At 57.2% G+C, this 24,018-nt stretch carries 24 protein-coding genes; 4 read left to right on the plus strand and 20 right to left on the minus strand.

Annotated elements, in window-relative coordinates:
• Positions 1–58 precede the first annotated feature (58 nt).
• Positions 59–661, plus strand: a complete 603-nt coding sequence (locus ACR0CR_RS00775) for a DNA-3-methyladenine glycosylase I (RefSeq protein WP_480595844.1) — start codon at positions 59–61, stop codon at positions 659–661.
• A gap of 3 nt (positions 662–664) precedes the next feature.
• On the opposite strand, the gene ACR0CR_RS00780 is transcribed toward ACR0CR_RS00775, so the two are convergent.
• From ACR0CR_RS00780 to ACR0CR_RS00795, 4 genes are all read right to left on the minus strand, one after another.
• Entirely contained in the window at positions 665–1,546 is an 882-nt protein-coding gene (locus ACR0CR_RS00780) for a fructose bisphosphate aldolase (RefSeq protein ID WP_480595846.1), read from the minus strand.
• Between the two features lie 71 nt (positions 1,547–1,617).
• Positions 1,618–2,967 (minus strand): cytochrome P450, encoded by a 1,350-nt coding sequence (locus tag ACR0CR_RS00785; protein WP_480595848.1) that lies wholly within the window; start codon positions 2,965–2,967, stop codon positions 1,618–1,620.
• Positions 2,964–4,178: a hypothetical protein gene (locus ACR0CR_RS00790; RefSeq protein WP_480595850.1), complete on the minus strand. Its 1,215-nt coding sequence runs from the start codon at positions 4,176–4,178 to the stop codon at positions 2,964–2,966. Before ACR0CR_RS00790 ends, ACR0CR_RS00785 begins: the two co-directional genes overlap by 4 nt.
• Positions 4,179–4,256: 78 nt before the next feature.
• Positions 4,257–5,009, minus strand: a complete 753-nt coding sequence (locus ACR0CR_RS00795) for a cytochrome c biogenesis CcdA family protein (RefSeq protein ID WP_480595852.1) — start codon at positions 5,007–5,009, stop codon at positions 4,257–4,259.
• A 105-nt stretch (positions 5,010–5,114) separates the two neighbouring features.
• Between ACR0CR_RS00795 and ACR0CR_RS00800 the strand changes: the two genes are divergently transcribed.
• Positions 5,115–5,348, plus strand: a complete 234-nt coding sequence (locus ACR0CR_RS00800; RefSeq protein ID WP_480597486.1) for a sulfurtransferase TusA family protein — start codon at positions 5,115–5,117, stop codon at positions 5,346–5,348.
• A gap of 43 nt (positions 5,349–5,391) precedes the next feature.
• On the opposite strand, the gene ACR0CR_RS00805 is transcribed toward ACR0CR_RS00800, so the two are convergent.
• The 7 genes from ACR0CR_RS00805 to purC all read right to left on the minus strand — a co-directional run bounded on the left by ACR0CR_RS00805 (position 5,392) and on the right by purC (position 14,424).
• The gene (locus tag ACR0CR_RS00805; RefSeq protein ID WP_480595854.1) at positions 5,392–8,148 is read right to left on the minus strand and encodes an Rne/Rng family ribonuclease; all 2,757 of its coding nucleotides are present in this window, start codon (positions 8,146–8,148) and stop codon (positions 5,392–5,394) included.
• A 507-nt stretch (positions 8,149–8,655) separates the two neighbouring features.
• Positions 8,656–9,990, minus strand: coding sequence for a sigma-54-dependent transcriptional regulator (locus ACR0CR_RS00810; RefSeq protein ID WP_170653304.1), 1,335 nt, complete (start codon positions 9,988–9,990; stop codon positions 8,656–8,658).
• Positions 9,991–10,002: 12 nt separating this feature from the next.
• Complete coding sequence (locus ACR0CR_RS00815; protein WP_480597488.1) at positions 10,003–11,721, minus strand: sensor histidine kinase; 1,719 nt, start codon at positions 11,719–11,721, stop codon at positions 10,003–10,005.
• Between the two features lie 106 nt (positions 11,722–11,827).
• Positions 11,828–12,496: a phosphoribosylformylglycinamidine synthase subunit PurQ gene (gene purQ, locus ACR0CR_RS00820; protein ID WP_480595855.1), complete on the minus strand. Its 669-nt coding sequence runs from the start codon at positions 12,494–12,496 to the stop codon at positions 11,828–11,830.
• A 27-nt stretch (positions 12,497–12,523) separates the two neighbouring features.
• Positions 12,524–12,754 carry a phosphoribosylformylglycinamidine synthase subunit PurS gene (purS, locus tag ACR0CR_RS00825; RefSeq protein ID WP_480595857.1) on the minus strand — a complete coding sequence of 77 codons (231 nt, stop codon included), beginning with the start codon at positions 12,752–12,754 and terminating at the stop codon, positions 12,524–12,526.
• A gap of 126 nt (positions 12,755–12,880) precedes the next feature.
• The gene (locus ACR0CR_RS00830; protein ID WP_480595859.1) at positions 12,881–13,537 is read right to left on the minus strand and encodes a MarC family protein; all 657 of its coding nucleotides are present in this window, start codon (positions 13,535–13,537) and stop codon (positions 12,881–12,883) included.
• A 131-nt stretch (positions 13,538–13,668) separates the two neighbouring features.
• Positions 13,669–14,424: a phosphoribosylaminoimidazolesuccinocarboxamide synthase gene (gene purC, locus ACR0CR_RS00835; protein WP_480595861.1), complete on the minus strand. Its 756-nt coding sequence runs from the start codon at positions 14,422–14,424 to the stop codon at positions 13,669–13,671.
• A gap of 186 nt (positions 14,425–14,610) precedes the next feature.
• Between purC and ACR0CR_RS00840 the strand changes: the two genes are divergently transcribed.
• Together ACR0CR_RS00840 and bmt are read left to right on the plus strand one after the other, a co-directional pair.
• On the plus strand, positions 14,611–14,931 hold the full coding sequence (locus ACR0CR_RS00840) for a DUF1476 domain-containing protein (protein WP_480595863.1): 321 nt from the start codon (positions 14,611–14,613) through the stop codon (positions 14,929–14,931).
• A gap of 116 nt (positions 14,932–15,047) precedes the next feature.
• Positions 15,048–16,064 carry a betaine--homocysteine S-methyltransferase gene (gene bmt, locus ACR0CR_RS00845; protein ID WP_480595865.1) on the plus strand — a complete coding sequence of 339 codons (1,017 nt, stop codon included), beginning with the start codon at positions 15,048–15,050 and terminating at the stop codon, positions 16,062–16,064.
• A gap of 8 nt (positions 16,065–16,072) precedes the next feature.
• Here bmt and ACR0CR_RS00850 read toward each other — a convergent pair whose 3' ends face one another.
• The 9 genes from ACR0CR_RS00850 to ACR0CR_RS00890 form a co-directional block, all read right to left on the minus strand.
• Positions 16,073–16,849 (minus strand): enoyl-CoA hydratase-related protein, encoded by a 777-nt coding sequence (locus ACR0CR_RS00850; RefSeq protein ID WP_480595867.1) that lies wholly within the window; start codon positions 16,847–16,849, stop codon positions 16,073–16,075.
• A gap of 71 nt (positions 16,850–16,920) precedes the next feature.
• The gene (locus ACR0CR_RS00855; RefSeq protein ID WP_480595869.1) at positions 16,921–17,376 is read right to left on the minus strand and encodes a cytochrome c-type biogenesis protein; all 456 of its coding nucleotides are present in this window, start codon (positions 17,374–17,376) and stop codon (positions 16,921–16,923) included.
• Positions 17,373–19,337 carry a heme lyase CcmF/NrfE family subunit gene (locus ACR0CR_RS00860; RefSeq protein ID WP_480597489.1) on the minus strand — a complete coding sequence of 655 codons (1,965 nt, stop codon included), beginning with the start codon at positions 19,335–19,337 and terminating at the stop codon, positions 17,373–17,375. Before ACR0CR_RS00860 ends, ACR0CR_RS00855 begins: the two co-directional genes overlap by 4 nt.
• A gap of 74 nt (positions 19,338–19,411) precedes the next feature.
• Complete coding sequence (locus tag ACR0CR_RS00865) at positions 19,412–19,978, minus strand: holin family protein (RefSeq protein WP_480595871.1); 567 nt, start codon at positions 19,976–19,978, stop codon at positions 19,412–19,414.
• Positions 19,969–20,580 carry a holin-associated N-acetylmuramidase gene (locus ACR0CR_RS00870; RefSeq protein ID WP_480595873.1) on the minus strand — a complete coding sequence of 204 codons (612 nt, stop codon included), beginning with the start codon at positions 20,578–20,580 and terminating at the stop codon, positions 19,969–19,971. Before ACR0CR_RS00870 ends, ACR0CR_RS00865 begins: the two co-directional genes overlap by 10 nt.
• A gap of 130 nt (positions 20,581–20,710) precedes the next feature.
• Positions 20,711–21,157, minus strand: coding sequence for a cytochrome c maturation protein CcmE (ccmE, locus tag ACR0CR_RS00875; RefSeq protein ID WP_480595875.1), 447 nt, complete (start codon positions 21,155–21,157; stop codon positions 20,711–20,713).
• A 7-nt stretch (positions 21,158–21,164) separates the two neighbouring features.
• Positions 21,165–22,193 (minus strand): N-acetyl-gamma-glutamyl-phosphate reductase, encoded by a 1,029-nt coding sequence (argC, locus tag ACR0CR_RS00880; protein WP_480595877.1) that lies wholly within the window; start codon positions 22,191–22,193, stop codon positions 21,165–21,167.
• 95 nt (positions 22,194–22,288) lie between these two features.
• Complete coding sequence (locus ACR0CR_RS00885; protein WP_480595879.1) at positions 22,289–23,098, minus strand: glutamate racemase; 810 nt, start codon at positions 23,096–23,098, stop codon at positions 22,289–22,291.
• A gap of 7 nt (positions 23,099–23,105) precedes the next feature.
• Entirely contained in the window at positions 23,106–23,984 is an 879-nt protein-coding gene (locus ACR0CR_RS00890) for a lysophospholipid acyltransferase family protein (protein WP_480595881.1), read from the minus strand.
• Positions 23,985–24,018 lie beyond the last annotated feature (34 nt).

The raw sequence follows: 24,018 nt of genomic DNA on the forward strand, positions 1-24,018 counted from the left end.
AACGCTTGCACCCCAGCCGACTGCACGCCTATTGTGAGTGGAACAAAGGGGGTACAAAATGGCTGATACGGTGCTTGGACCCGATGGGCAACCGCGTTGTTTTTGGTGTAACGCGGCGCCTGAATTCTTTGACTACCATGACCGAGAATGGGGCTATCCGGTATCAGATGATCAGCGGCTGTTCGAGAAACTTTGCCTCGAAAGTTTTCAGTCCGGCCTGAGCTGGCGCACGATCCTGTCCAAGCGCGAGAATTTTCGCAATGCATTTTGTGGGTTTGATTTCAACAAGGTGGCGGCGTTTGGTAACGCAGATGTTGAACGTTTGCTCAACGACGCAGGCATCGTCCGTCACCGGGGCAAGATTGATGCGGTCATCAATAACGCTCGCCGCGTGATCGAGCTGATTGAAACCGAAGGATCGCTGGCTGCCTATGTCTGGCGGTTTGAGCCGTCAAACCCAACAGAGCCCCGATCCGCCTCGACCTCGGCGGAATCCGTTGCGATGTCAAAGGACTTGAAAAAGCGGGGCTGGAAATTCGTTGGGCCCACAACCGTTTACGCCTTTATGCAGGCCATGGGGCTGGTGAACGACCACGCTCGTGGCTGCGTGATGCGTGAAAAAGCGGCGCAGATGCGCCGCGATTTCAAAAAGCCGGAATAGTGATCAAACAGATGCGCGGTAGATCTTCTCGATGTTGCTGCCCAACGCACCGTTGAACGCGTCGTTGGATTGCTGCTTGGACAGGCCTTCGGTCAGCGCGCGCGAGAACGAAGCAATCATCTTGGTATTCTGACCCAGCAGATTGCAAGCGTCATCAGTCGAGTAGCCACCGGACAAAGCGACAACACGAATGACCCGAGGGTGATCGGCCACATCGTCATAGAGGTTGGCCTGGCTGGGCAGCGTGAGCTTTAGCATGACCTCCTGCCCTTCGGACAACTGATCAAGGTTCTTTAGAAGCTCGGCCTTCAAAATATCCTCGGCTTCGGCCTTGGTTTCAGAATGGATGTTCACTTCGGGTTCGACAATCGGAACCATGCCCGCGTCGGTCACTTCGCGCGCCACTTCGAATTGCTGAGACACGACAGCGGCGATGCCCTCGGCGTTGGCCTCATGAATGACCGAACGTTCCTTGGTGCCAAACACGCCTTCTGCTTTGGCAAGCGTTTCGGCTAGGCCCGGAATTGGCTTCATCAATTGGACGCCGTTGGCCTGCTCTTCCAGACCTTTGTCGATCTTGAGGAAGGGCACGATACCTTTGTTTGACCACAGGAAATCCGCGACGGGCTTGCCGTCGATGACCTCGCCCAAAGTCCGCTCGAACAGGATCGCGCCGATCACTTTGTCCTTGGTAAAATCGTCAGCCAAAATGATCCGGGCACGCATTTTCTGGATTTCGTCAAACATCTCGGCATCCGAGGCATAATCCGAAGCCTCGACCCCGTACAACGCCAGTGCTTTTGGCGTTGAGCCGCCACTTTGATCCAATGCTGCGATGAATCCTGCACCGTTCGACATTTGCGCGCGTTGTTCTGCCTTGGACATAACCAATTCCCATTCAATGTGATTCCGCTTTGAAAACCGCATACAGCAAGGCGCACAGCGATGGTAGGTTGTTAGCGCTCAACCATGCGCAACCAAATTCCGTCCTTCGATCGGACGGTCAAATGCGCGACCGGTACCGGCCTACGTCCCTCGATTGTTTCGAACCTGAACCGGCTTAGGAGCATTGACAGAATCAGCGGGCCTTCGATCATCGCGAAACCCGCGCCGGGGCAAACGCGCGGTCCCGTCGAGAACGGAATGAATGCCTCTCGTTGGCAGACCTTTCCGTTTTCGGTCTCCCATCGTGCCGGATCAAAGTCATCCGGACGGTCCCACAACCGTTCCTGTCGATGCAGGTGCCACGGGCTGATGACGATCTGGGACCCCTTGGGCACAGACCTGTTCCGAAAGGTTTCCGGACAGGAGGTTTCTCGCACCATCATTGGAACCGGCGGGTAAAGCCGTAGTGTTTCGCGAAACACATCGCGGCTGAGTTTCAACCGAGACAGGGTCGTGAAGGAGATTTCCTCCATAGCGCGCGCCTCATCAGCGATCCGGTCCTGCCATTCGGGATACAGGGCCACCAAATAAAGCGCCCACGCCAACGCCGAAGCGCTGGTTTCGTGGCCTGCCAGAAAGAAGATCGCGACCTGATCGACCATTTCATTTGTGTCAAAAACAGTTCCGGTCTGCGGGTCCGGTGTGGTCATGATTTTGGTCGCAAGATCATCCGGTGCCTGCCCGGCCGCAATCTGTTCCGCCCGATCGACCGTCAGGCGTTCAATAAGCGACCGAATTTCCCGCGCGGCCCGGCGCGTTTTCCGGGAATGAAAGCGCGGAACCCACGCAGGCAGCGGAAAAAGAGCGGCAAGGTTCACCAGAGGCTGCTCGCGTTGGTAGGCTCGAAATTTTTCGAACACCTGCGCAGCAAGTTCGTGCTCGATAGGAACCGAGAACAACGTGCGGAATATGATGTCAGCGGCTGCGTGGCTTGTGATTTCTTCGCACTCAATTTCAGAGCCCGCGTGCGGTTGAATTCGGTCCACGCACGCATTTGCCGCGTCCAGCATCGCAGGGAAAGTGTCCTTCAACCGTCCACCGGCAAATGCAGGGTCGATGATGCGGCGCTGCTGCTGCCAGCGCGCGCCGTTGGTCAAAAAGACTGAGCTTCCCAAAAGCGGGCGCAGCCCCTCGCTGATCCGGTCGGATTTTGGAAACGCATCCGGGCGCTGTTTGAGAACCACGTCAATCAGGTCGGGTTGGTTGATCATGAAGGATCGGAAAAACGGCGTACGAAACTCGGCCATCCAGGCTCGATACAGGCGTTGCGGTTGCGCGGATAGCAGATCCTGCCTGAACAACTGCATATATCGCCACAACGAAACCTTGTCGGGCCGCGGCTTTGGTTTTGGCGGCGTCATGCGCTCACCGAGGTGAATTTCGACACGGGCGTTTCGATGCGCGACCGGGACGGCGATCTGTTTTCGAACCGTTGGCCCAAGGTTTTTGGCCCGGCTGTAACACGGAAATAGTCGTAGTCGCCCGGCTTGTCGAAGGCACACATATATTGGAAATGCAGCCGGAAAAACCGCCACCGCATTGCCCTCCATTTCTGGCGTGACAGGGTCTGCGTGAATGCAGCGGACAAAACCAAAGGCCAGCGCTTCTTTGGTCCGGTCACACCGCTGACGGCCACCGGATCGCACAACGCGAAAGTGCATCCGTCGCCGGGTGCCGAGACATCCACCCATGTCAGGTCGTTGCTTTCAGAAAGAAATCTTAGGTCTTTCCGCAGCCGTTGCGCCTTGGGCAAAAAGGAAACCATCGGGACGACCTGCCCAAGGGAGAGAAAGGACAATGCCGGGCCATTTGTGCGCTCGCCGCGATGTCTGAGAGCGTCAGCGACGACCATGGCCCCCAGGTGCGCGCCGGAACTATGGCCTACGACCAAGACCTCATCAAACTCATCGCGAAGCGCTTTTAGAATTGTCTGTGAGAACTCGCTAAGACGCGCGTTCAATTCTGTCGAGGTCGCACCTTTGCGTCTGGCGGAATAGGCATAGTCATGCATCAGGTAGTAGGCAAACAGTCGATTGTCTATCCGGCGGAACCAACGCAACAGCGCCCAAAAAGCTACAGAGGCAGGCAAAAGCCCGGCCCAACCGAGGATGTTCCACACCAATGCTGTCAGGCCCCAAGCCGTCAGGAGCGCGGCGGCCAGTTGCAGGATAAGCATGCCAATCGGATATAGCGCGGCAATGACCGGACCCTTCCGTAGCCGCATCAACCGCCAGAGCACTCCGGTTGAAAGGTAAATCCAGACCGTTCTTAGCAATTGCAGATAGGTCGCGGCAATTGACGTCTCCATGCTGTCGCGAACGATATCGGACCACACCAGAACTTCGACATCGGTTTGAACCGTGATGCCGTTCTGGGTTGATGTGATATGCCATCCGAACGGTCCTGAGCCCGTTTTGGCGCGAATCTGGATGTCGTAACCTGAAATTCCGGCCTGAGCAGCGCCCTCGGTCCGGTATAGCTCTCGATACCGGCGGGGATGGATTGGATCATAGCCGGGCATGTAAAACACCCGTCGACTTCGGACCGTTTTTTGTTCGTTTTGGCTGCTCATTTCTGCGCAGGTTAGCGCAGCCATTGGTATAAAGTAAGACCCGCGAGAAACGCCGGTTCCGCGTTGCGGATCAGCGCTTTATCCAAAATTCGCCAGTGCCGGGAAGGTTTCCAGAAGCCACCAGCTGAATTCCGTGAACAAGCCGGTGATCAACATGATCCCTACGAACAGCAGCAGACCGCCCATGACCTTTTCGATCGTCGCCATGTGTGGCTTTATCCGGTTCATGAGCGCCATGGATCTGTTCAGGAACATTGCAGCCAACAAGAACGGTATTCCCAGACCTGCCGCGTAGATGCCCAACAGCAAAGTCCCGCGCGCAACCGACGCTTCGGACGCGGCGAGTGACAGAATCGCACCCAACTGCGGCCCGATACAGGGTGTCCAGCCGAAGGCAAAAGCGAGACCCAGAATGTATGCGCCAAAGACGGACCCATTGGAATCGCCGGTCTCGACCCGCGCCTCTCGGTCTAGAAGCGGAATGCGGAAGACGTTCAGAAAGTGCAGGCCAAAGACAATGACGACTGCGCCGGACAGCTTTGCAAACAGGACTTGGTTTTGCAGCACAAAGGCTCCAAAAGCCGATGCTGTGAAGCCCAACAGCAAAAAGACCGTTGACAATCCCATCACGAAAAACAGCGCCGACATGGTCGCCTTGCGTCGGGCGCGAGATTCGTCCTGCATTTCGTTGATGGTCACGCCGCTCATATACGCAAGGTATGGCGGCACGATCGGCAATACGCATGGCGACAGAAAGCTGATAAGCCCGCCCAGCATCGCGATGAACATGGCCGGCAGCAACCCGGCGTCTATGATGTCAATTCCGAACATGAGATTCCACATATGTTATCCGCCGCGCCGCGTCACGAGGCCATTCGGTCACATCATCGTGCGCGCGCGCTGGACAGTCCTGCAGGTTGGAAATATTTCAGACACATGAGTGAAAAGACAGAAACACTGGATGCATTGGGCTTGCTATGCCCTTTGCCTGTCCTGAAAGCCCGAAAAAGGCTCAAATCCATGCCCGCCGGGACACTGTTGCGTTTGCTGGCCGACGACCCAGCAGCCATTGTCGATGTGCCGCATTTTTGTTCCGAGGCAGGGCACACTCTGATTTCACAAGATGAGACTGATGGTCACCAAATCTATCTGATCAGGAAGTCAGGCTAACTCTGCCTCAAGAAAAAGGCGGACCATTTGGCCCGCCTTTGTCTTACTTGCCCAGCGACCACCACCCGCGCCGCTTGGGTTTGGGGGGGGATTGTTCAGGTTCTTCCGAGACTGTCTCTAGCACAGGTTCCGCAGATTCGGTGGCGTCTTCCTGATCCTTCGCTTCGACCGGCTCGGGCTCTGGGGTGAACGTTTCGGCCGGTTCCTCATCGCTGGAAACCCGCTCGGCGGTGTCGTCTACGACGGGTTCGGCCACTTGATCGGGTTGCGCGGCCTCGTTCTCGACGGGTTGCGCCTCGCCCTGATCGACATCCGAACCGGCTTCGATCGCGTCAGGTTCAGCAGAGGCTTCAGTTACGGCTTCGTCAGCGACTGGTTCCTTTTTCCGACGGCGCGGCGCGCGGCGTTTCTTGGGCTTGGCAGGCTTTTCTTCCGCTTCCTCAATTACTTCGGCTGCGCCTTGTTCGGTTGCTTTCGCTTCATCAGATTGAAGGGCTTCGCCCCCTGCCGTGTCCGATTGATCATCAGACGATTCCGCCTCGGGCGCTTCACCATTGCCCGACCCCTTTTTGCGACGACGCCGACGGCGCTTGCGCTTGGGTTTGGTTTCCTCTTCTTCCTGCACGACCTCGTCTTCGATTTCCTCTTCTTCCGAGGTATCGACCAGATCCATCAAAGACGCATCCGCTGAAACAACCGGCGCGGTCGCTTCGGGCACAACCCGGCTGGCCGTCTTGAATTTCTCCATCGAGAAATCAGGGCTCACCAAATGAACGTCGCCCTCAAGCCGCACCGAAAGGCCATAGCGCGCTTCAATCTGCGCGATATGTTCGCGTTTTTGGTTCATCAGGAAGTTGGCAATGCTCACCGGGCAGCGCACCAGTACTTCGCGCGACCGACGGCGTGTGCCTTCCTCCTCGATCTGACGCAGAATGGTCAGCGCCATGTTGTCGTCGGACCGGATCAGGCCAGTGCCGTGGCAGGACGGACACGGCTGTGTTGTCGCCTCCAGCATGCCCGGGCGCAGTCGCTGGCGGCTCATCTCAAGCAAACCGAATCCAGAAATCCGCCCAACTTGAATACGTGCGCGATCCGTTTTCAACTTGTCTTTCAGGCGTTTTTCAACGGCCGAGTTATTCTTGCGTTCGTCCATATCGATAAAGTCGATGACGATCAGCCCCGCAAGATCGCGAAGACGCAACTGACGCGCGACCTCCTCGGCCGCTTCGAGGTTGGTTTTCAGCGCCGTTTCCTCGATCGATCCTTCTTTGGTCGCCCGGCCCGAGTTCACGTCGATCGCCACCAGTGCTTCGGTCACGCCGATTACGATGTACCCGCCAGACTTCAGCTGAACAGTCGGGTTGAACATCCCGGCCAGATAACTTTCCACCTGATAGCGCGCGAACAGAGGCAACGAGTCCTCATACCGTTTCACGTTCTTGGCGTGCGACGGCATGATCATCTTCATGAAGTCCTTGGCGATGCGGTAGCCGCCCTCGCCTTCGACCAGAACCTCGTCGATCTCGCGGTTATAGAGGTCACGGATCGAACGTTTGATCAGATCGCCTTCCTCATAGATCTTCGCAGGCGCAATGGATTGCAGCGTCAGTTCCCGGATCTGCTCCCAAAGACGCTGCAGGTATTCATAGTCGCGCTTGATCTCGGATTTCGTTCTCTTGGCCCCAGCCGTCCGCACAATCAGTCCTGCCCCGGTCGGCACGTCTATCTCCGACGCGATGTCTTTCAGCTTTTTCCGATCGGCCGCATTGGTGATTTTACGGCTAATACCACCGCCGCGCGCGGTGTTTGGCATCAACACGCAATACCGGCCCGCCAGTGACAGATAGGTCGTCAGCGCAGCACCTTTGTTGCCCCGCTCTTCCTTGACCACCTGAACCAACAGGACCTGACGAACTTTGATAACTTCCTGAATCTTGTACCGGCGCGGACGAGGTTTGCGCGGCGGGCGAATATCTTCGCTGTCATCCTCGTCAGCAACTGACTCAATCGAATCGTCCTTCGAGGCCGCATCGGCGCGTTCTTCCTCGGCGTCCGCTTCAGATTCAGCTGGTTCGCCACCTTCTTCTGCACTCGTGTCTGCTTCAGGCGCGGTTTCTGTATCCTTAGCAGTGACCTCGGCATCTTGGGTCTCTGCTACAACCGTTTCCTCTGGCTGTTGCGTTGACTGATCTTCTGTCTCAGGTTCACCAGCGCTGTCCTGGTCGCCAACACTGTCTTGGGGCTCAGCCGGATCTTCCGCGTCTTCCGAAGGTTCCTCAACCGGCGTTTCGGCAACCCGCTCAATCGGAGAGGACCCTTCGTGGGCTTCGAGATCCGGTGTTTCATCCGCATCTTCCAGATCGATGGTTTCCATGCCAGTGGGCTCGGACGACACATCCAACGTTTCCACCGGGTCACTGGTCTTTACATCCGCGGCCTTACTGCGCGAGCGGGACCGGCGTTTCTTTTGCTTTGCCTCATCCGCATCGTCGCGTGCGCGCATCGCCTCGGCATAGGCACGCTCTTCTTCCATCAACGCTTCGCGGTCGGCGACGGGGATCTGATAGTAATCCGGGTGAATTTCGGAAAACGCCAGGAAACCGTGCCGGTTCCCGCCATAATCAACAAAGGCTGCCTGAAGAGACGGCTCAACCCGCGTTACTTTTGCAAGATAGATATTGCCAGCTAGCTGGCGTTTCTTTTCGGATTCAAAGTCAAATTCCTCGACCTTGTTTCCGTCGACCACCACAACCCGAGTTTCCTCGGCGTGGGTGGCATCGATAAGCATTTTCTTAGCCATGTGTCCTTGGTGCACCGCGCCAAACGCGTTGTCCTGACCCGTCCGGGCGGACAGGCACATTTGGGAAGGTGTCTTGTACAGGCGATATCGGACGGCGCGCGGCAAGGTCTGGCGCTGTGGCCCCCTGCCCGTATGTTCATTCGTTGCGCGCGCGTCATCGCGGTTCTTCTCCGACAGGTGCGATCATCGCCGCCGCCTGCCCATTTGTTCCTTTCGCCCATCTGCACGGGCTCAGGTATTCAACTGCCCCGTTCAGGGCACAATCGGTCTGCTGAACCATGCGGGATCCATCCTCTGCACCGGATCAGCAGCGAAACTCATAGATTCGGGTCTCTAAGGCGTTCAAATCAGCCATACCCGTTCCGACACCATAAAAGCAGTCTTGTGGAAAAGACAATGGTCAAACTGCACCAGAACCCCGAACTTGGCGCGGGATCCCTTCATCTGGCAAGAAATATCCCGGGGGTGAATTGAGCCGTAGGCTCAAGAGGGGGCTGGCCTCCTTCCCTACAAATAGTCTGACCGCTGGAGTCCGTATTTGGCCATTTTCTCATTCAGTGTCCGCCGTGGAAGGCACAGCTCATCCATAACGGATGCAATCGAGCCCTTATGTCGCCGCATCGTGTTGTCGATCAGCATCCGTTCAAAGGCTTCGACATATTCCTTGAGCGGCTTGCCCTCGGTGGTCATTACAGGCTGCATTTCTTCATGATCGGACATCAGCAGCGAGGCAATCGTCCCGGACCCACGCCGGGATTGCAGCACCGCGCGCTCAGCGATGTTGATCAACTGGCGCACGTTCCCCGGCCAAGGTGCTTGCAGAAGCTGGGCAGCCTCCTGTGCTGTCACCTGAGGCGCGTCACAGCCGTATTCTTCCGCAAATTGCTCGCTGAGGCGAGTGAAGAGCGTCAGGATGTCCTCTCCGCGCTGACGCAACGGCGGCATAGTGATGCGCAGTGCGGCCAGGCGATAGAACAGGTCCGGACGCAGAACGTCCTCGGAGGTTTTACCGGCCTCCTGAAGGTTGGAAATTGCAACGATACGCGTTTCCGCCGGAGTCCCCTGTTCGTTCATGACGCTCAGCAACCGGGCCTGAAGCGTGTCGCTCAGCGCCTCGACGTCCTCAAGTACCAGCGTTCCGCCGCGGGCTTCTTCGATTGCGGGCAATTGCGTGTCTTCGGGCAACATCGGACCAAACAGCCGCTTAGACAGCGCCTCTTCTTCCAACGCCGCGCACGAGACCAGAACGAATTTCTTACCAGCCCGGCTGCCTACAGCATGCAACGCATGGGCGACCAGGGTCTTACCGGTTCCGGTTTCGCCATCGATCAGGACGTGACCATCGGCTTGCCCCAGATCCAGGATATCTTCCCGCAGACGCTCCATCACGGGGCTGGCTCCGATCAGCTTGTTCATGATCTGGGTGCCACCCGACAACTCGCGCCGAAGCGCCCGGTTGTCCAATGTCAGGCGTCGGGCATTGCTGGCGCGTTTGGCCAGTTCGGACATGCGATCCGGATTGAAGGGCTTTTCAAGGAAATCAAACGCCCCAACACGCATTGCTTCGACCGCCATAGGAACGTCGCCGTGACCAGTTATCATGATCACCGGCAATGTGCTGTCCGCCCCCATCAACTTTTTCAACAGCTGAATTCCGTCCATCCCCGGCATCTTGATGTCGGAAATCACGATCCCCGGATAATCCGGCCCCAGAACCTTGAGCGCGTCTTCGGCGCTGGAAAACGTCTCGGTGTCATAACCCGACAGTGCCAGCCACTGGCTGATCGACTGACGCATGTCTTGTTCGTCGTCCACGATGGCGATTTTCATGGCCTGTGCCATTGTACTTCCTCGTTATTCCGCGGCTTTAAGGCCGTCGCTTCCCAGTATCGGCAATTGCATTTCGAACACCGCGCCGCCGTGCTGGCTGTTGCGGGCCGTTAGCCGTCCGCCATGGTCGTTCACGATCCCGGACGAGATGGCAAGCCCCAGCCCAACGCCGTCACCGGGTCTTTTGGTCGTGTAGAACGGCTCGAACAGGCTTTCGATGTCCGAGATACCGTGCCCATTGTCGCGCACGGTCAGCACCGCCGTATCCCCAGCAGCCAGAATGATTTCAACATCCGGGTCTGCCACTGATTTGGTGGCGTCCAGCGCATTGCGCAAGAGGTTGACCATCACCTGCTCAATCCGCATCCGATCACCCATCACAATGACAGGTTCCTCGGGTAGAATTTGTGTGATCTTCACGTGCCGCTGCCGCAGTTGCGGTTCCATCATCGATAGCGATGAAGCCAGCGCTTCGCCAAGATTTACTGGTGAAAACGCATCGGCACCCTTGCGGGCATAAGACTTGAGCTGGCGTGTGATCGCACCCATCCGTTCAATCAACCCATCGATGCGACCAAAGCTGGCCAGCGCCTCTTCGGGGCGGTTTCGGCGTAACAATAGCCGCGCTCCGGCCAGATAGGTTTTCATCGCAGCCAGCGGCTGGTTCAACTCGTGACTCACGGCCGCCGACATCTCACCCAACGCGGCCAATTTCGAGCTTTGCGCAAGGGTCTGCTCGGCAACTTCCAGTGTCTTTTCAACCCGTTCCCGCTCAGCGATTTCCCGCTGCAGCCTTGCGTTCAATGCGCGAAGCTCTGCCGATTCGCGTTGGAACAGGGTCATTCGCGTCGTGGCGCGACGGCTGAGCGCATAGAAGGCCAGCGCCAGAAGAATCGCAAATCCCATGATCTCGAGCGCAAGCACGCCATTCACCCTTTCGCGGATCGACGAATAGGGCGTGAACGAGGTCATCTGCCAGCCGCGGAATGGGATGCGTGTTTCCATGCGCATAACCGCCTCACCCTGCAGATACGCGTCCGGCGGCAGCGCGGTCCAGTCGGTGGTCGCGCGAATTGCTCGTTGGATCGCACTTAACGGCGGTTGAAGCAGCAAGGCCGCGCCCTCATCCAGACCTCGCCAGCGTGGTTCGGTCGACAGAACGATCGTACCGGTACTGTCTGTCACCATGACGGCTGCGGAAATACCGGCCCAGGCGCGTTCGAACTTTTGCAAATCGACTTCGACTACGATCACGCCAAGGATTTCCGCGCCTGCCTCCAGCCGCCGCGAATAGACAAAACTATAACCACCGGATTCACGCGGAATCACCGAAAACAGCGTCGAATTCGATCGGATTGCATCGATGAAGTAAGGCGAGTTCCGATGCGCTTCGCCCAATCGGTTTCGGTCAGTTGCAGCCACCGTCCTGCCATCACGATCAAGCAGCACCAACGAGGCCGCGCCGATTTCCTCGACAAACGAAATCAGTCGCTGCGTCGATAGCGAGTAGTCGACCGACTGCAAGGCCGAGATCAGCGTCGGGTCTCGTGCCAAAAGCTGCGGCACGATGGCGTTGCGGCGAAGTTCGCTCAGCAGATTGCCCGAGTACAAAGCCAACCGCAGTTCGGCCCGGTTGCGCGTCGATTCGGTAAAACGGTTCGTCAGCAGATTGTTGGTGATCCAAACTGTCGCGACCGCAGCCGACAACAGCAGAATTATTGCCAGTCGCAAACGCCAACCCATCGGTGCGCCGCGAAAACGCGCCAGAAAATTCGATAGTCCTGATTTTGCCTCGGAATTCATGCCAAGACGCTACGCGCCAGAGGCGCTGACCTCAAGTCACGCGCGCTCACGCAGGCGCTAACACTCCGGACAATGCGCGGAAGAGCGCCGTTCCGTCGGTGCCCCCATGGCCTGAATCCGCCGCACGTTCCGGGTGCGGCATCATCCCCAACACGCGGCGGTTGTGCGAGAGAATGCCAGCGATATCACCGCGCGAACCGTTGGGGTTTTGCGTGTAAGTAAACGCAATCCGATCCTGCGCGCGCAATTCGGCCAGCGTCTGGTCATCGGCAAAGTAGTTACCGTCATGGTGCGCGATCGGAATGCCGATCACGTCTCCTGTGCTATAGCCTTGGGTAAAGGCGCTGTCGCTGGTTTCGACCTTTAGGTTCACAGTGCGGCAGATGTATTTTAGGTTTGCGTTGCGCAGCAGCGCGCCGGGCAGGATGCCCGTCTCGGTCAGCACCTGAAACCCATTACAGATGCCCATCGCGTATCCGCCCCGCTCGGTATGCTCGGCCAAAGCTCTGCAAATCGGAGACTGCGCGGCAATCGCGCCGCAGCGCAGATAGTCGCCATAAGAGAACCCGCCCGGGACGCCGACAATATCGACACCCGATGGCAGTTCCGCGTTCTTGTGCCAGACCATATCGACCGAAAACCCAGCCTGTTGTAAGGCAACAGCCAGATCACGGTCGCAGTTGGAGCCGGGGAAAACGATGACAGCAGCGCGCATGAGCGACCCTCCTAACCGCTGGAAATCTCAGACCAGCTCGATCTCGTAGCGTTCAATAACCGTGTTGGCCAACAGCTTTTCGCACATATCGGTTATGTCCGCCTCGGTCGCGCCATCGGCCAGGTCCAGGTCGATCACCTTGCCCTGCCGCACACCTTCGACTTGATCAAAGCCCATGGTTCCCAATGCGTGACGCACCGCTTCGCCCTGAGGATCAAGTACCCCGTTCTTGAGCATCACATGCACCCGTGCTTTCATTTTGGCAACTCCGCTTAAGGGCCGCGACCCGAGGCCTGTTTCGTTGCGCGGGGGATAGCGCGGTTGGGCCATTTGGACAACCCTGTTTGCAAGGCAGTTGACCGGTTCGTGCTAGGATAAACCTGCCTAGCCACCGGACAACCCGGGATAGTGCGCGTCTATTGCGTTGAATGTTCCGGTCAGAATCATCTCGATCGCCACCGCGACCAGAATTATTGCCATCACCCGCGTGATCACATTGATCATTGTCGGACCAAGAAATCGTGAGATGGGATCAGCAAACAGCAGCCCCAGCCCGACGATGGCGCAGGCGATCAAAACCGCAGAACCCAATGTCACGATTTCAGCCCCGTCCGAGAGCGTGTGAGAGAATACAATGGTCGTTGCGATGGTGCCCGGCCCGATGGTCAAAGGCAAAGCCAGGGGCACAACCGCAATATTTTTCTTCTGTACGCCGTGGGCGACGGCGTCTTGGTCGCCCTTGGGTCGGTCGGATGCATTCAGCATCGCCATACCGACCCCCAGAATGATCAACCCGCCCGCGATTCGGAAGGACGGAATATCTATGCCAAACAGCGCCAGTATTTCCTCGCCAATGACGACCGCAGTCAGAGCGATGGCAATAACGGTCGCGGTGACGATCATCGCAACACGTTTGCGTTCAGCGGGCGTATAACCCTCGGTCATACTGAGAAAGATCGGAATGCCGTAAAGCGGATTGAAAATCGCCAGCAATGCCGCGAGGAACTTTAGAAAAACTGCCTGATCGAACAATTCGGCCATTTTAGGTGTCATCCGGTGATTGTTTGGCCCGACAATGTGGGACAATCCACGCACCTGTCAAATGCTGGATTCGCCACGAAAAAACGCCGCGGAATCCGCGGCGCTTTCCAAGATTCAAAAGCCAATTTTGCCTAATTGATAAGCGTTGGCTTGGTCACGTTGCTTTGGGGCAACACGCCCAGGCGACGCGCGACTTCAGAATAAGCATCGGTCAGGTTGCCCAGATCGCGGCGGAATACATCCTTGTCCAGTTTCTGACCTGTTTCGATATCCCATAGGCGGCAACTGTCGGGGCTGATTTCGTCCGCCACGATAAGCCGTTGAAAGTCGCCCTCAAAGATCCGGCCGATTTCGATCTTAAAATCCACAAGCCTGATACCGACGGCCAGCATCACGCCGCTCAGAAAATCATTCACCCGCAACGCCAGGCTGAGGATATCGTCCATGTCCTGCGGACTGGCCCAACCGAAAGCGGCTATATGTTCCTCGGTCACCAGCGGATCACCCAAGTCATCATCCTTGTAGCAATACTCCACGATCGGTCGCGGCAGTTGCGTGCCTTCGTCGATGCCCAGGCGCTTGGACATGGACCCCGCGGCATAGTTGCGCACGATGACCTCAAGGGGCACGATCTCGCAATTGCGGACCAATTGTTCCCGCATATTCAAGCGGCGGATGAAATGGTTCGGCACGCCGATCTGCGTCAAACCGTTCATGAAGAACTCGCTCAGGCGGTTGTTCAGCACGCCTTTGCCGTCGATGACGTCCCTCTTCTCGGCATTGAAGGCGGTGGCGTCGTCTTTGAAATACTGCACAATCGTGCCCGGCTCGGGGCCTTCATACAGAATTTTCGCCTTGCCTTCGTAGATTTTCTTGCGACGCGCCATGAGCGACCTTTCAAGTCCGGGGCGAGAGAATGAGTCCCTTCGCGTTGGCGCCCTCATAGTGCAAGGCCCGAGTTCCCGCAAGTTTACTGATCCGAGAGGCATTGACGCAGCGCAAATTCCTTGCACTGCCGGTGTCGTATCGTCATATCATCAATAACGAAGATGAAATCCAAGGGACCTTTGCCAATGACCACGTTTGACGAACGCGAAGCAGCTTTTGAGAACAAATTTGCACATGACGAAAAGATGCAATTCGTTGCCCGGATGCGTCGCAATCGGTTCATGGCCGTCTGGGCTTCGACCGTCAAAGGCGACACAGTGGAAGAAGCTCGCAAATATGGGCAGGTTCTGGTTCAAAAAGACCTTCAGAACGTCAGCGAAGACGATGTGGTCGAGGCCGTCAAATCATACCTCGGCGATCTCGCGGATGAGCAGAAAATCCGCGAGAAAATGGCAGAACTTCTGGTCGAAGCAAAAGAACAGGTCATGATCGAGTCGGACATCTGAGGCCGACACGCTCTGCCTCATGATCTTCATGAGTTTTATGAATTTGATTTGACGCCCCAGTCGTGAGACACGGGGCGTCTCATTTTTTGGCTTTGGCCCAATATCGGATTAGTCCTATGACAAACGCGCTCAGCAAATTGTTGGAAACGGTTGATGTCGTGCTGGCGGATGGCGCGACCGGAACTACCTTGTTCAATATGGGACTTCAGTCAGGCGATGCGCCGGAACTATGGAACGTGGATGCCCCCGAGAAGATCCGCGACTTGTATCGCGGCTCGGTCGAAGCCGGCAGTGACCTGTTTCTGACCAACACGTTTGGGGGCACGGCTGCCCGCTTGAAATTGCATGACGCGCAGGATCGCGTCGCCGAACTTAATCGCGCAGGGGCGGAACTTGGGCGCGAAGTCGCGGACAAGTCTTCCCGCACTGTCATCGTCGCAGGTTCGGTCGGGCCAACTGGCGAGATCATGGAGCCTGTGGGTTCGCTGTCACACGCTGATGCAGTCGAAATGTTTCATGAACAGGCAGAAGCGCTGAAAGAAGGCGGTGCCGATGTCTTGTGGGTTGAAACTATCAGCGCCCCCGAAGAATTCCGAGCTGCGGCCGAGGCGTTTGCACTGGCCGATATGCCCTGGTGCGGAACGATGAGTTTTGACACTGCAGGACGCACGATGATGGGTGTGACGTCCTCTGACCTGGCGATGCTGGTTGAGACCTTGCCAAACCCGCCCGTCGCATATGGTGCAAATTGCGGAACTGGCGCGTCAGATATTCTGCGGACTGTTCTGGGTTTTGCCGCGCAAGGCAACGAAAGACCTCTGATCTCTAAGGGTAATGCCGGGATTCCGAAATATGTTGACGGGCACATCCACTATGACGGGACGCCCGACTTAATGGCGAACTACGCAGCCATGGCGCGCGATTCCGGTGCGACGATTATTGGCGGATGCTGCGGCACCACCCCGGATCACTTGCGCAAAATGCGCGAGGCTTTGGACACGCGCCCACGTCAGGACCGGCCAACGCTGGATCAGATCACGCTGGCCTTGGGGCCGTTTTCGTCGGCGTCTGACGGAACGGGCGAAGATGCCGCGGCACCCGAGCGCCGGACAAGACGTCGCCGCCGCGCGTGATCGTCAGATCAACGCCCTTCGAATTTCGGAGGGCGTTTTTCCATGAATGCCACTACACCTTCGGCGAAATCCCTTGTTCGCCCGCAACCGCCCTGTAAATGAGCCTCGATCTGCAATTGCTGCGGCAGGCTTCGTTCGTAAGTGCCACGCATAGCCTTTTTGATCGCTGCAAAACCGGCTGTCGGCCCATTTGCCAGATATTCCGCGCGTTTGCGCCAGTGCGCGGCAAAGTTCTCATCCGGAACGGCCGCCCAGATCAGACCCCAGTCATCGGCTTGCTTGGCGCTGATCTTGTCGGCAAACAGCGCCGCACCCATCGCTTTGGCAAACCCCATCTGGCGCGGCATGAACCAAGTCCCCCCTGCATCGGGCAACAGCCCAATCCGTGCAAACGCTTGCAGGAAGTATGCGCTTTCCGTCGCGATGACGACATCCGCGCACAGGGCGAGATTGGCCCCGGCCCCAGCAGCCGGGCCATTCACCGCGGCGATAGTCGGAACCGGGCAGTCATAGATCGACTCAAGCATCGGCTCGTATTCGTCTCGCAGTGCCTGCTCAAGATCGATTTTGCCGGTGCTGGAGGAATCGCCCAGATCTTGACCTGAACAGAAAGCTCTACCTGCCCCTGTCACAACGATGGCACGCGCATTGCGCGCGGCGTCTTTCATCGCATGGGTGATTTCTGCACGCATCTGCGTGGTCAACGCGTTCATCTTTTCGGGTTTATTGAGCGTCAGTACCGCCAATCCACCCGAAATATCCAACAGAACCTCTTCGTACTCCATACATTCCTCACATACGCTGGGTTTCGTGAACCTTGACGTAGTTGGAGGCGAAGGGAAAGCCAGATCGCGCGTCAGCCTTCGAGAATTCGGCGCAAACGTTCTTGTTCTTCCTCGCTGAGCGCGTCGGCGTCTGCACCAGGTTGCGGCTTGGAACGCGTGCGCAAAAAGCTCCAGCCCATACCCGCGGCGATCAGCAGCATGATGGGTCCGGCCAGCCACAACATCAGATTGGCGCCGCTCGTCGTGGGTTTCAGAAGGACATATTCGCCATAGCGATCAACAATGAAGTCGACGGCTTCTTGATCCGAGTCGCCTGCGACCAGACGTTCCCGCAGCAGAATGCGCAGGTCCCGCGCAAGCTCGGCGTTGCTTTCGTCGATGCTCTCGTTGCGGCAGACAAGGCACCGCAGCCCGGTACTGATATTTCGCGCACGCTCCTCAAGCGCCGGGTCATCCAGAACTTCGTCTGGTTGCACGGCCAGAACCGGGGCTGCGACAAGCATCAAGATGAGAATAAATCGCTTCATTCTGCCGGCACCCCTGTGTTCGGAGTTTTGCGCGCGCCCGCAGCAACGCGGAAACGGCGATCTGACAGGCTGAGTATGCCGCCAAGCGACATCAGAATGCATCCACCCCAGATCCAGTTAGCCAGAGGTTTAATGTATGTGCGCATGACCCATCCGCCATTGTTCTGCTGGTCACCGATGACCACATACAGATCGCCCCAGAACCGATAGTCGATAGCGGCCTCGGTGGTGGGCATGCGGGCCACCGGATAGTCTCGTTTCTCAGGGTGCAGAGTCGTGATTTGACGACCATTCTTTTCAACCACAACATCAGCAGTGGTCGAGAAATAGTTTGGTCCCTGAACACGTCGTACATCTTGCAAGGTCAAGGTGAACTGACCGACATCGAATGGCTGCCCGGGTTGAGCAACGCGAATGTCCTCGACCTCCCACGCGGTCAGGCCCGCGATGGCAAACATCGTGACGCCCATCCCGATATGGGCGACGGCCTTGCCCCAATCGGCGCCGGGCAAACGGAACAAACGCGCCAGATTGCCTTTGCGACCGGTCCGGCTCCACAAGTCGACAAATGCGCCGAAGGTGATCCATGCACCAAGGAACAAACCGATTGGGCCTAAAGCGCTGCGGCCTGTCTGCATGACCCAGATCAGTATAGCCAGCGCAACGGCCAACACAAACGCATAGCGCAGTGACCATGCGGCCCGGCCCAATTTACCCCGCTTCCACGGAAGCATCGCACCGATGGGCAGGACGAGCCCCAAAACGATCATGAACGGCGTGAAGGCCGAGTTAAAGAACGGCGCGCCGACGGATAATTTCCGGTCAAACGCCATCTCGGCCACCATCGGCCAGAGCGTGCCGAAGAAGACCACAAAACAGCTGACCGCCAGCAGGATATTGTTTACCACCAGCGCGCTTTCGCGGCTGACCATGCCAAAGACGCCCTTGGCCTCCATCGTTTGAGCCCGTGCGGCAAACAACGTCAGCGCGCCCCCGATGAAAATCACCAGAATGAACAGAATGAACACGCCCCGCTCAGGATCATTGGCGAATGCATGCACCGAAGTCAGAAGACCCGAGCGTACAATGAATGTCCCAATCAGCGAAAAGCCGAACGCGATGATCGCCAGCAGGATGGTCCAGCTTTTCAGCGCCTCACGTTTCTCGACCACGATGGCCGAGTGCAACAGTGCGGCCGCCAAAAGCCATGGCATGAACGAAGCGTTCTCGACCGGGTCCCAGAACCAGAAACCGCCCCAGCCAAGCTCATAGTAGGCCCACCATGATCCCAGCGCGATACCGATTGTCAGAAACACCCAGGCCGCCAGAGTCCAGGGCCGCACCCAACGGCCCCAAGCGGCATCGACGCGGCCTTCGATCAAGGCGGCAACCGCAAAGCTGAACGCCATGCTCAGACCCACATAGCCCAAGTATAGAAATGGCGGGTGGAAAGCCAAACCGGGGTCTTGCAACAGCGGGTTCAGGTCTCGCCCGTCAAATGGTGGCACTGGCAGGCGATCAAACGGGTTTGATGTGAACAGGATGAAGGCAAAGAAAGCCACACCAATCGCGGACTGAACAGCTAACACTCGGGCCTTCAGGGTCGGTGGCAACCCGCCGCCAAATATCGCAGCCATCGCGCCGAATATCGTGACAATCAGCACCCACAATAACATTGAGCCTTCGTGGTTGCCCCATGTTCCGCTGATTTTGTAAAGCATCGGCTTGGCAGAGTGGCTGTTTTCGACAACCACCCTTAGCGAGAAATCAGACGTGGTAAACGCCCAGACCAGCGCGCCGAAGGCGAACGTGGTCAACAGGAACTGAGTGATCGCTGCGGGCTCGGCAAATGCCATCCACGCGGGCCACCTTTTGGCAGCACCAACCAGCGGCACCAGAGTTTGAACGATGGCGACCAGAAAGGCGAGGATTAGTGCGAAATGACCAAGCTCTGTAATCATGGCGCGCTTATACTGCCACCTTGGGGCAAGCGCCATTCACATTCGTGAAACGCAGACGCACATAGTGTCGCGGCTCAACCTGCTTTGCGGCGTCTCCATTCGTCTAGCGCTGGATTTCCGTCGGTCGAATAAACTTCGACTTCAGGGACCGGTTCCAGATCGCGCGAAGCGTCGTTGCGCAGCCCGAGCAACCTGTCTTGTTCGGCAACCACGTTTGAAGCCTGCAGCATAGTGGCACCGATTTCACGCTGAAAATCTTGCGCCTTGCTTTGATGTCGCGCGCCAAAATAGAACGAAACGACGACGCCCAACAACCACCACAAAGGTTCAGGCACCAACGCAAGCCCTTGCATCCGTACGGCAAACCACAGCGGGTCAACCATTGCGACCACGAACAGACCCAGTGTCCCAAGCGCCAATGCCGGGCGTGGAAGTCGGTTCAATCCGTCCATGAAACGGTCGAACCGCCCTCTCTGATTCACTCGGAATTCTGCACCGAATTGAGACATCGCCTGCCCCCGCAGTTCTGCCGACCGCGCAGCACCTGCGTCCGCGTTTTCGCGAAAGACCTCGGCGGTTTCGCGGACCACGTTGCGATCACCACCGAAAAGCAGCGCCATCACCCCCGATATCAACCCCATCTCGAAACCCTTTCGTCGAATTCTGCGCTGCTGAGGTGATATTTTGGCGAGATGAACTCTTCAGCCCGTAGAATCCATCCACCCTTTGCGCCGCTGCGTGTGCGGGCAAACTTTCTGGACGCGGCGCGCCGGTCGGCGAGACGAAAGTAATAGTTGCGCCGTGCAATTCCGTAAGCGTCCCGAACCAAGGCTGGGTCCGGATCCACAGCATCTTTCGCTGCTTGGGATGTTTGGGGGCCAATAGAGCCATCGACGGATATGTCGTATTTCATTTGCCGCAACAGGGTCTGCAACAGTACCACCGCCTGCTTGCCCGCATTCACATACATGTCAAAGACTGTTGGTTGCAAAGCGTCTGGCAACAGTGAAATACGCGGCTCTTTGAAGTAGTGCCTGACGAAAATATCGACGGCCCGAGCCCTTCCCAATAGCTTCACATCCGTTTTCGTGACCAAACCATCCTGGTCTAGATCGATGCCCAACTTGCGCATTGTATGAATGGTGACACCGAAATTTGTTGCTCCACCGGGATCGTCCGGGTCATCGACGTATCCGCCTTCCCGATCCACGATGCCCTGAGCGATTTGTTGAACCGTTTGCATGCAGCCATCCCTGTTTTGATGGCTTGAGGCTCGGACAAAATCGTTAATCGCATCAAAAAAGACAGGGCGCTGCCCGCCTCAGCGCGCAACGCCCCTGCATACTCTGGTCAAACACTTCCGCCAGCAGCGTTCAGCTACCGTCGGTTTCCTTGTAAACGCCTTGTTCTTTCAACGCGTCCACGACCTCTTTCGGCATATAGGTTTCATCATGTTTTGCCAGGATTTCAGTGGCTTCGAAGATACCGTTCACGTAGCTACCGGTACCGACCATGCCCTGGTTCTCGGAAAACAAGTCAGGCAAAACGCCTGTAAATGCAACCGGCACGCTTTCGCCGCCATCCGTCACAACGAAATGGATCGTTTCCCCCTGACCCCGAACAATCGAGCCTTCCTCGACCAGCCCGCCGATGCGAAACACTTCGGTGGGTTTGGGCGGCTCGGCGATGACTTCACTGGGCGAGCGGAAAAAGTTAATGCCGTCTTTCAGTGCGGTGCCAATAAACGCTGTCGCCAACCCAAGCGCCACCACAGCCAGCAAGATCACTTGAATGCGACGCCGTTTCTTTAACGTTTTCATGCCGTCCTCATGGGAACAGGGGGGGCATCATCAGCCCCATGGTTTCGGTTTCACCTAACATCAGGTTCGCGTTCTGCAAGGCTTGCCCGCTGCTACCTTTTGTCAGGTTATCCAATGCGGCAACCACAATCGCGCGGCGTTCAATCCGATCGCCCACCACGCCGATATGGCAGAAATTCGAGCCGCGCACATGGTGTGTTGATGGCGTTTCACCAAAGGGCAACACTTCGACGAATGGCTCAGTGTCGTAAGCGGATTTCAGTGTCTCATAAACACTTTGCGGGTCGCCCTTAACGTAAGATGTCGCCAAAATCCCTCGGTTGGCGGGGATCAGATGCGGCGTGAATTGAATATGCACCGTGCGCCCGGCCAATTTCGAGAATTCCTGATCGAATTCACCCAGATGCCGATGAGTTCCCCCGACGGCGTAAGCATTGGACCCCTCGCTTAGTTCGGCGTGCAGAAGGTTTTCCTTCAGCGCGCGCCCAGCCCCGGACACCGCGCATTTCAGGTCCAGAATGATGTCATCCAGATCGATCACGCCAGCCGAAATCAACGGCCGCAGGACGTATTGACCAGTCGCCGCATTGCACCCGGTTCCAGCCACAAGCCGCGCTGCGCGGATCTCGTCGCGGTAAAACTCTGTCAGTCCGTAGACAGCCTCGCTTTGTTGTTCCAGAGCGCTATGCGGATTGCCGTACCATTTCTCGTATTCGTCGGCCTCTTGCAGCCGGAAATCGGCAGAAAGATCGACGATTTTCAAATTCTTAGGCAGGTCGCGGATCACTTCCTGACTGGTTTTGTGCGGTAAGGCGCAAAAGCACAAGTCAACCGACGCAAAGTCAATTTCCGAGATTTTGCACAGCACCGGCAGGTCCAGATGGCGCAGGTGCGGAAAAACCTGATCCATCGACTGACCGGCCTTACGTTCGGCCGCCAGAGCGACGATTTCCATGTTCGGGTGCTCGGCGATCAGCCGCACCAGTTCCGCGCCCGTATATCCAGAAGCGCCAAGAATTGCGATTTTGTGGGTCATATCAGACCTCATATCCTTCGTGTGTCACATGTCACGACCGCCGATGCGACGGTCTTTGATTTAGAGAGTCGAGCTGGGGCCGTCCTTGACCTAAGTCAGGCAGCCTGAAAGGTGATTTGTCGTCGCAAAAACTGCGTCGCACGGTCCGAAACGACCGATGCCTTGCCCGTGGTCAGGAAACCGCCCTCGCCTTCGCCCAGCATTTCGGGATGGCGTTGAAGGTAATCCGCAAGGCTTTCGGCGACCAGATCACCTTGGCTGTAGACTTTCACACCCGATCCCAACGCCGCCTGAAACTCTTCAGCCATCAAAGGGTAATGCGTGCAGCCCAGAATGGCGGCCTGCGGCTCGGGCATCTTTCGTTTCAGCGCGTCCACATGGGACCGGACCAGCGCTTCCGCCAGGATCATGTCGCCATCTTCGATCGCGTCAACGACACCGCCGCAGGACTGAGCCTCGACATCCACGCCAATCGCGCGGAACGCGAGTTCGCGCTGAAACGCACGACTGGACACCGTTGCGGGTGTCGCAAACAAGGCAACATGCTGAACCGCGACCTCACGTGGGGGCGAATTGTCGCCCCACTGCCGTTCAGTCAGGGCTTCGATCAGGGGCACGAATACGCCTAGCACACGCTTGCCTTGCGGCACGCCTTCTTCCTGCATCCGGCGCAACGCCGCCGCGCTGGCGGTGTTACAGGCGAGAATCACCAGATTGCAGCCCCGAGACCAAAGCTCGTTCACCGCGTGCCGCGTCAGCTGATAGATATCTTCGGCATCCCGCACGCCATAAGGCGCGTGTTCACTGTCGGCGAAATACAGGAAATCGACGTCGGGCAGCCGCTGCTGAGCTGCGTTCAGGACGGTCAAACCACCCAGACCAGAATCAAAAATACCTACTGCCATTTGCCCTTCAGGCGCGATGCCGTTCCTCGAATTCATAGCCGTAGTCGTAAGACTTCAACGGCTTCGGGGACAGCTCATACGTGGCTTTGCGCAGGAAATCCATCATCTTGCGCGTATCCTTGCTTAGTGGGTCCAAAACATCACGCCCTATCGGCTCACCTATGACCACTTGAACAGGTGTATCTACCCGTTTTTTGAATTCTTTGATCAACAGGCCCATGCGCAGGGTGTTGTGCAAATGACTGGCGATCTGAAACAGCCGCGAGGTGTGCCCGTCAAAGAAAACCGGCACCACCGTGGCCTTGGACTTGGCCACCATGCGGGCCGTAAAACCCCGCCAACCCGGATCCATGGGGTGTGAAAACGGTTTGACGCCAGTGCTGACCGTGCCGCCGGGGAAAATCCCGATGGACCCGCCCTCACCGAGATAGTTCAGTGCGGTCTTGCGGGTTTCGAGGTTCAGCCTGACCGCCTCTTTCGACTCGTCAAACGAGATCGGCAGGATGATACGGTTTATATCCTCGGCCTTGCGGAACACCCGATGCGCCAGAATGCGGAAATCGCCACGGGTCTGGGACAGGATGTGCCCCATTATCAACCCGTCAAGAATGCCATAGGGATGGTTGGCAATCAGGATCAGCGGGCCTTCCTTTGGAATGTTGCTGAGCGTACCACCCACCACATCCAGCGACAGTCCGTACCGATCGACCATGACCGACCAGAAGTCCTGACCACGCGCCACGTCTTCTTCGTACCCATCCGAGCGTTTGATAAGACGCAGGCGGCCGGTGGTGTTTTCCATCAGCTTGATCACCATACGTCCGCCTTTGGTCTCGGCGGAATAAGCATAAGATATGTCGCAGGCGACATGACGGCGAGAGGGCATTGGGGTCTCCGGTTTGCTGATGTCAAAATAGGGT

The organism is Ruegeria sp. AM2 (genome assembly GCF_056540685.1).

Bases quoted from the DNA above. Each gene is read 5' to 3' on its own strand.
- purQ (WP_480595855.1), bottom strand. From the start codon at position 12,496: ATGCGCGCTGCTGTCATCGTTTTCCCCGGCTCCAACTGCGACCGTGAT.
- ccmE (WP_480595875.1), bottom strand. From the start codon at position 21,157: ATGAAAACGTTAAAGAAACGGCGTCGCATTCAAGTGATCTTGCTGGCT.
- ACR0CR_RS00815 (WP_480597488.1), bottom strand. From the start codon at position 11,721: ATGGGTTGGCGTTTGCGACTGGCAATAATTCTGCTGTTGTCGGCTGCG.
- ACR0CR_RS00785 (WP_480595848.1), bottom strand. From the start codon at position 2,967: ATGACGCCGCCAAAACCAAAGCCGCGGCCCGACAAGGTTTCGTTGTGG.
- ACR0CR_RS00865 (WP_480595871.1), bottom strand. From the start codon at position 19,978: ATGGGGTTGATATCGGGGGTGATGGCGCTGCTTTTCGGTGGTGATCGC.
- ACR0CR_RS00890 (WP_480595881.1), bottom strand. From the start codon at position 23,984: ATGCCCTCTCGCCGTCATGTCGCCTGCGACATATCTTATGCTTATTCC.
- purS (WP_480595857.1), bottom strand. From the start codon at position 12,754: ATGAAAGCACGGGTGCATGTGATGCTCAAGAACGGGGTACTTGATCCT.
- ACR0CR_RS00855 (WP_480595869.1), bottom strand. From the start codon at position 17,376: ATGAAGCGATTTATTCTCATCTTGATGCTTGTCGCAGCCCCGGTTCTG.
- ACR0CR_RS00840 (WP_480595863.1), top strand. From the start codon at position 14,611: ATGACCACGTTTGACGAACGCGAAGCAGCTTTTGAGAACAAATTTGCA.
- bmt (WP_480595865.1), top strand. From the start codon at position 15,048: ATGACAAACGCGCTCAGCAAATTGTTGGAAACGGTTGATGTCGTGCTG.
- ACR0CR_RS00830 (WP_480595859.1), bottom strand. From the start codon at position 13,537: ATGGCCGAATTGTTCGATCAGGCAGTTTTTCTAAAGTTCCTCGCGGCA.
- ACR0CR_RS00850 (WP_480595867.1), bottom strand. From the start codon at position 16,849: ATGGAGTACGAAGAGGTTCTGTTGGATATTTCGGGTGGATTGGCGGTA.
- ACR0CR_RS00790 (WP_480595850.1), bottom strand. From the start codon at position 4,178: ATGAGCAGCCAAAACGAACAAAAAACGGTCCGAAGTCGACGGGTGTTT.
- ACR0CR_RS00780 (WP_480595846.1), bottom strand. From the start codon at position 1,546: ATGTCCAAGGCAGAACAACGCGCGCAAATGTCGAACGGTGCAGGATTC.
- ACR0CR_RS00810 (WP_170653304.1), bottom strand. From the start codon at position 9,990: ATGGCACAGGCCATGAAAATCGCCATCGTGGACGACGAACAAGACATG.
- ACR0CR_RS00795 (WP_480595852.1), bottom strand. From the start codon at position 5,009: ATGTTCGGAATTGACATCATAGACGCCGGGTTGCTGCCGGCCATGTTC.
- ACR0CR_RS00885 (WP_480595879.1), bottom strand. From the start codon at position 23,098: ATGGCAGTAGGTATTTTTGATTCTGGTCTGGGTGGTTTGACCGTCCTG.
- ACR0CR_RS00805 (WP_480595854.1), bottom strand. From the start codon at position 8,148: ATGGCTAAGAAAATGCTTATCGATGCCACCCACGCCGAGGAAACTCGG.
- ACR0CR_RS00870 (WP_480595873.1), bottom strand. From the start codon at position 20,580: ATGCAAACGGTTCAACAAATCGCTCAGGGCATCGTGGATCGGGAAGGC.
- argC (WP_480595877.1), bottom strand. From the start codon at position 22,193: ATGACCCACAAAATCGCAATTCTTGGCGCTTCTGGATATACGGGCGCG.
- purC (WP_480595861.1), bottom strand. From the start codon at position 14,424: ATGGCGCGTCGCAAGAAAATCTACGAAGGCAAGGCGAAAATTCTGTAT.
- ACR0CR_RS00775 (WP_480595844.1), top strand. From the start codon at position 59: ATGGCTGATACGGTGCTTGGACCCGATGGGCAACCGCGTTGTTTTTGG.
- ACR0CR_RS00800 (WP_480597486.1), top strand. From the start codon at position 5,115: ATGAGTGAAAAGACAGAAACACTGGATGCATTGGGCTTGCTATGCCCT.
- ACR0CR_RS00860 (WP_480597489.1), bottom strand. From the start codon at position 19,337: ATGATTACAGAGCTTGGTCATTTCGCACTAATCCTCGCCTTTCTGGTC.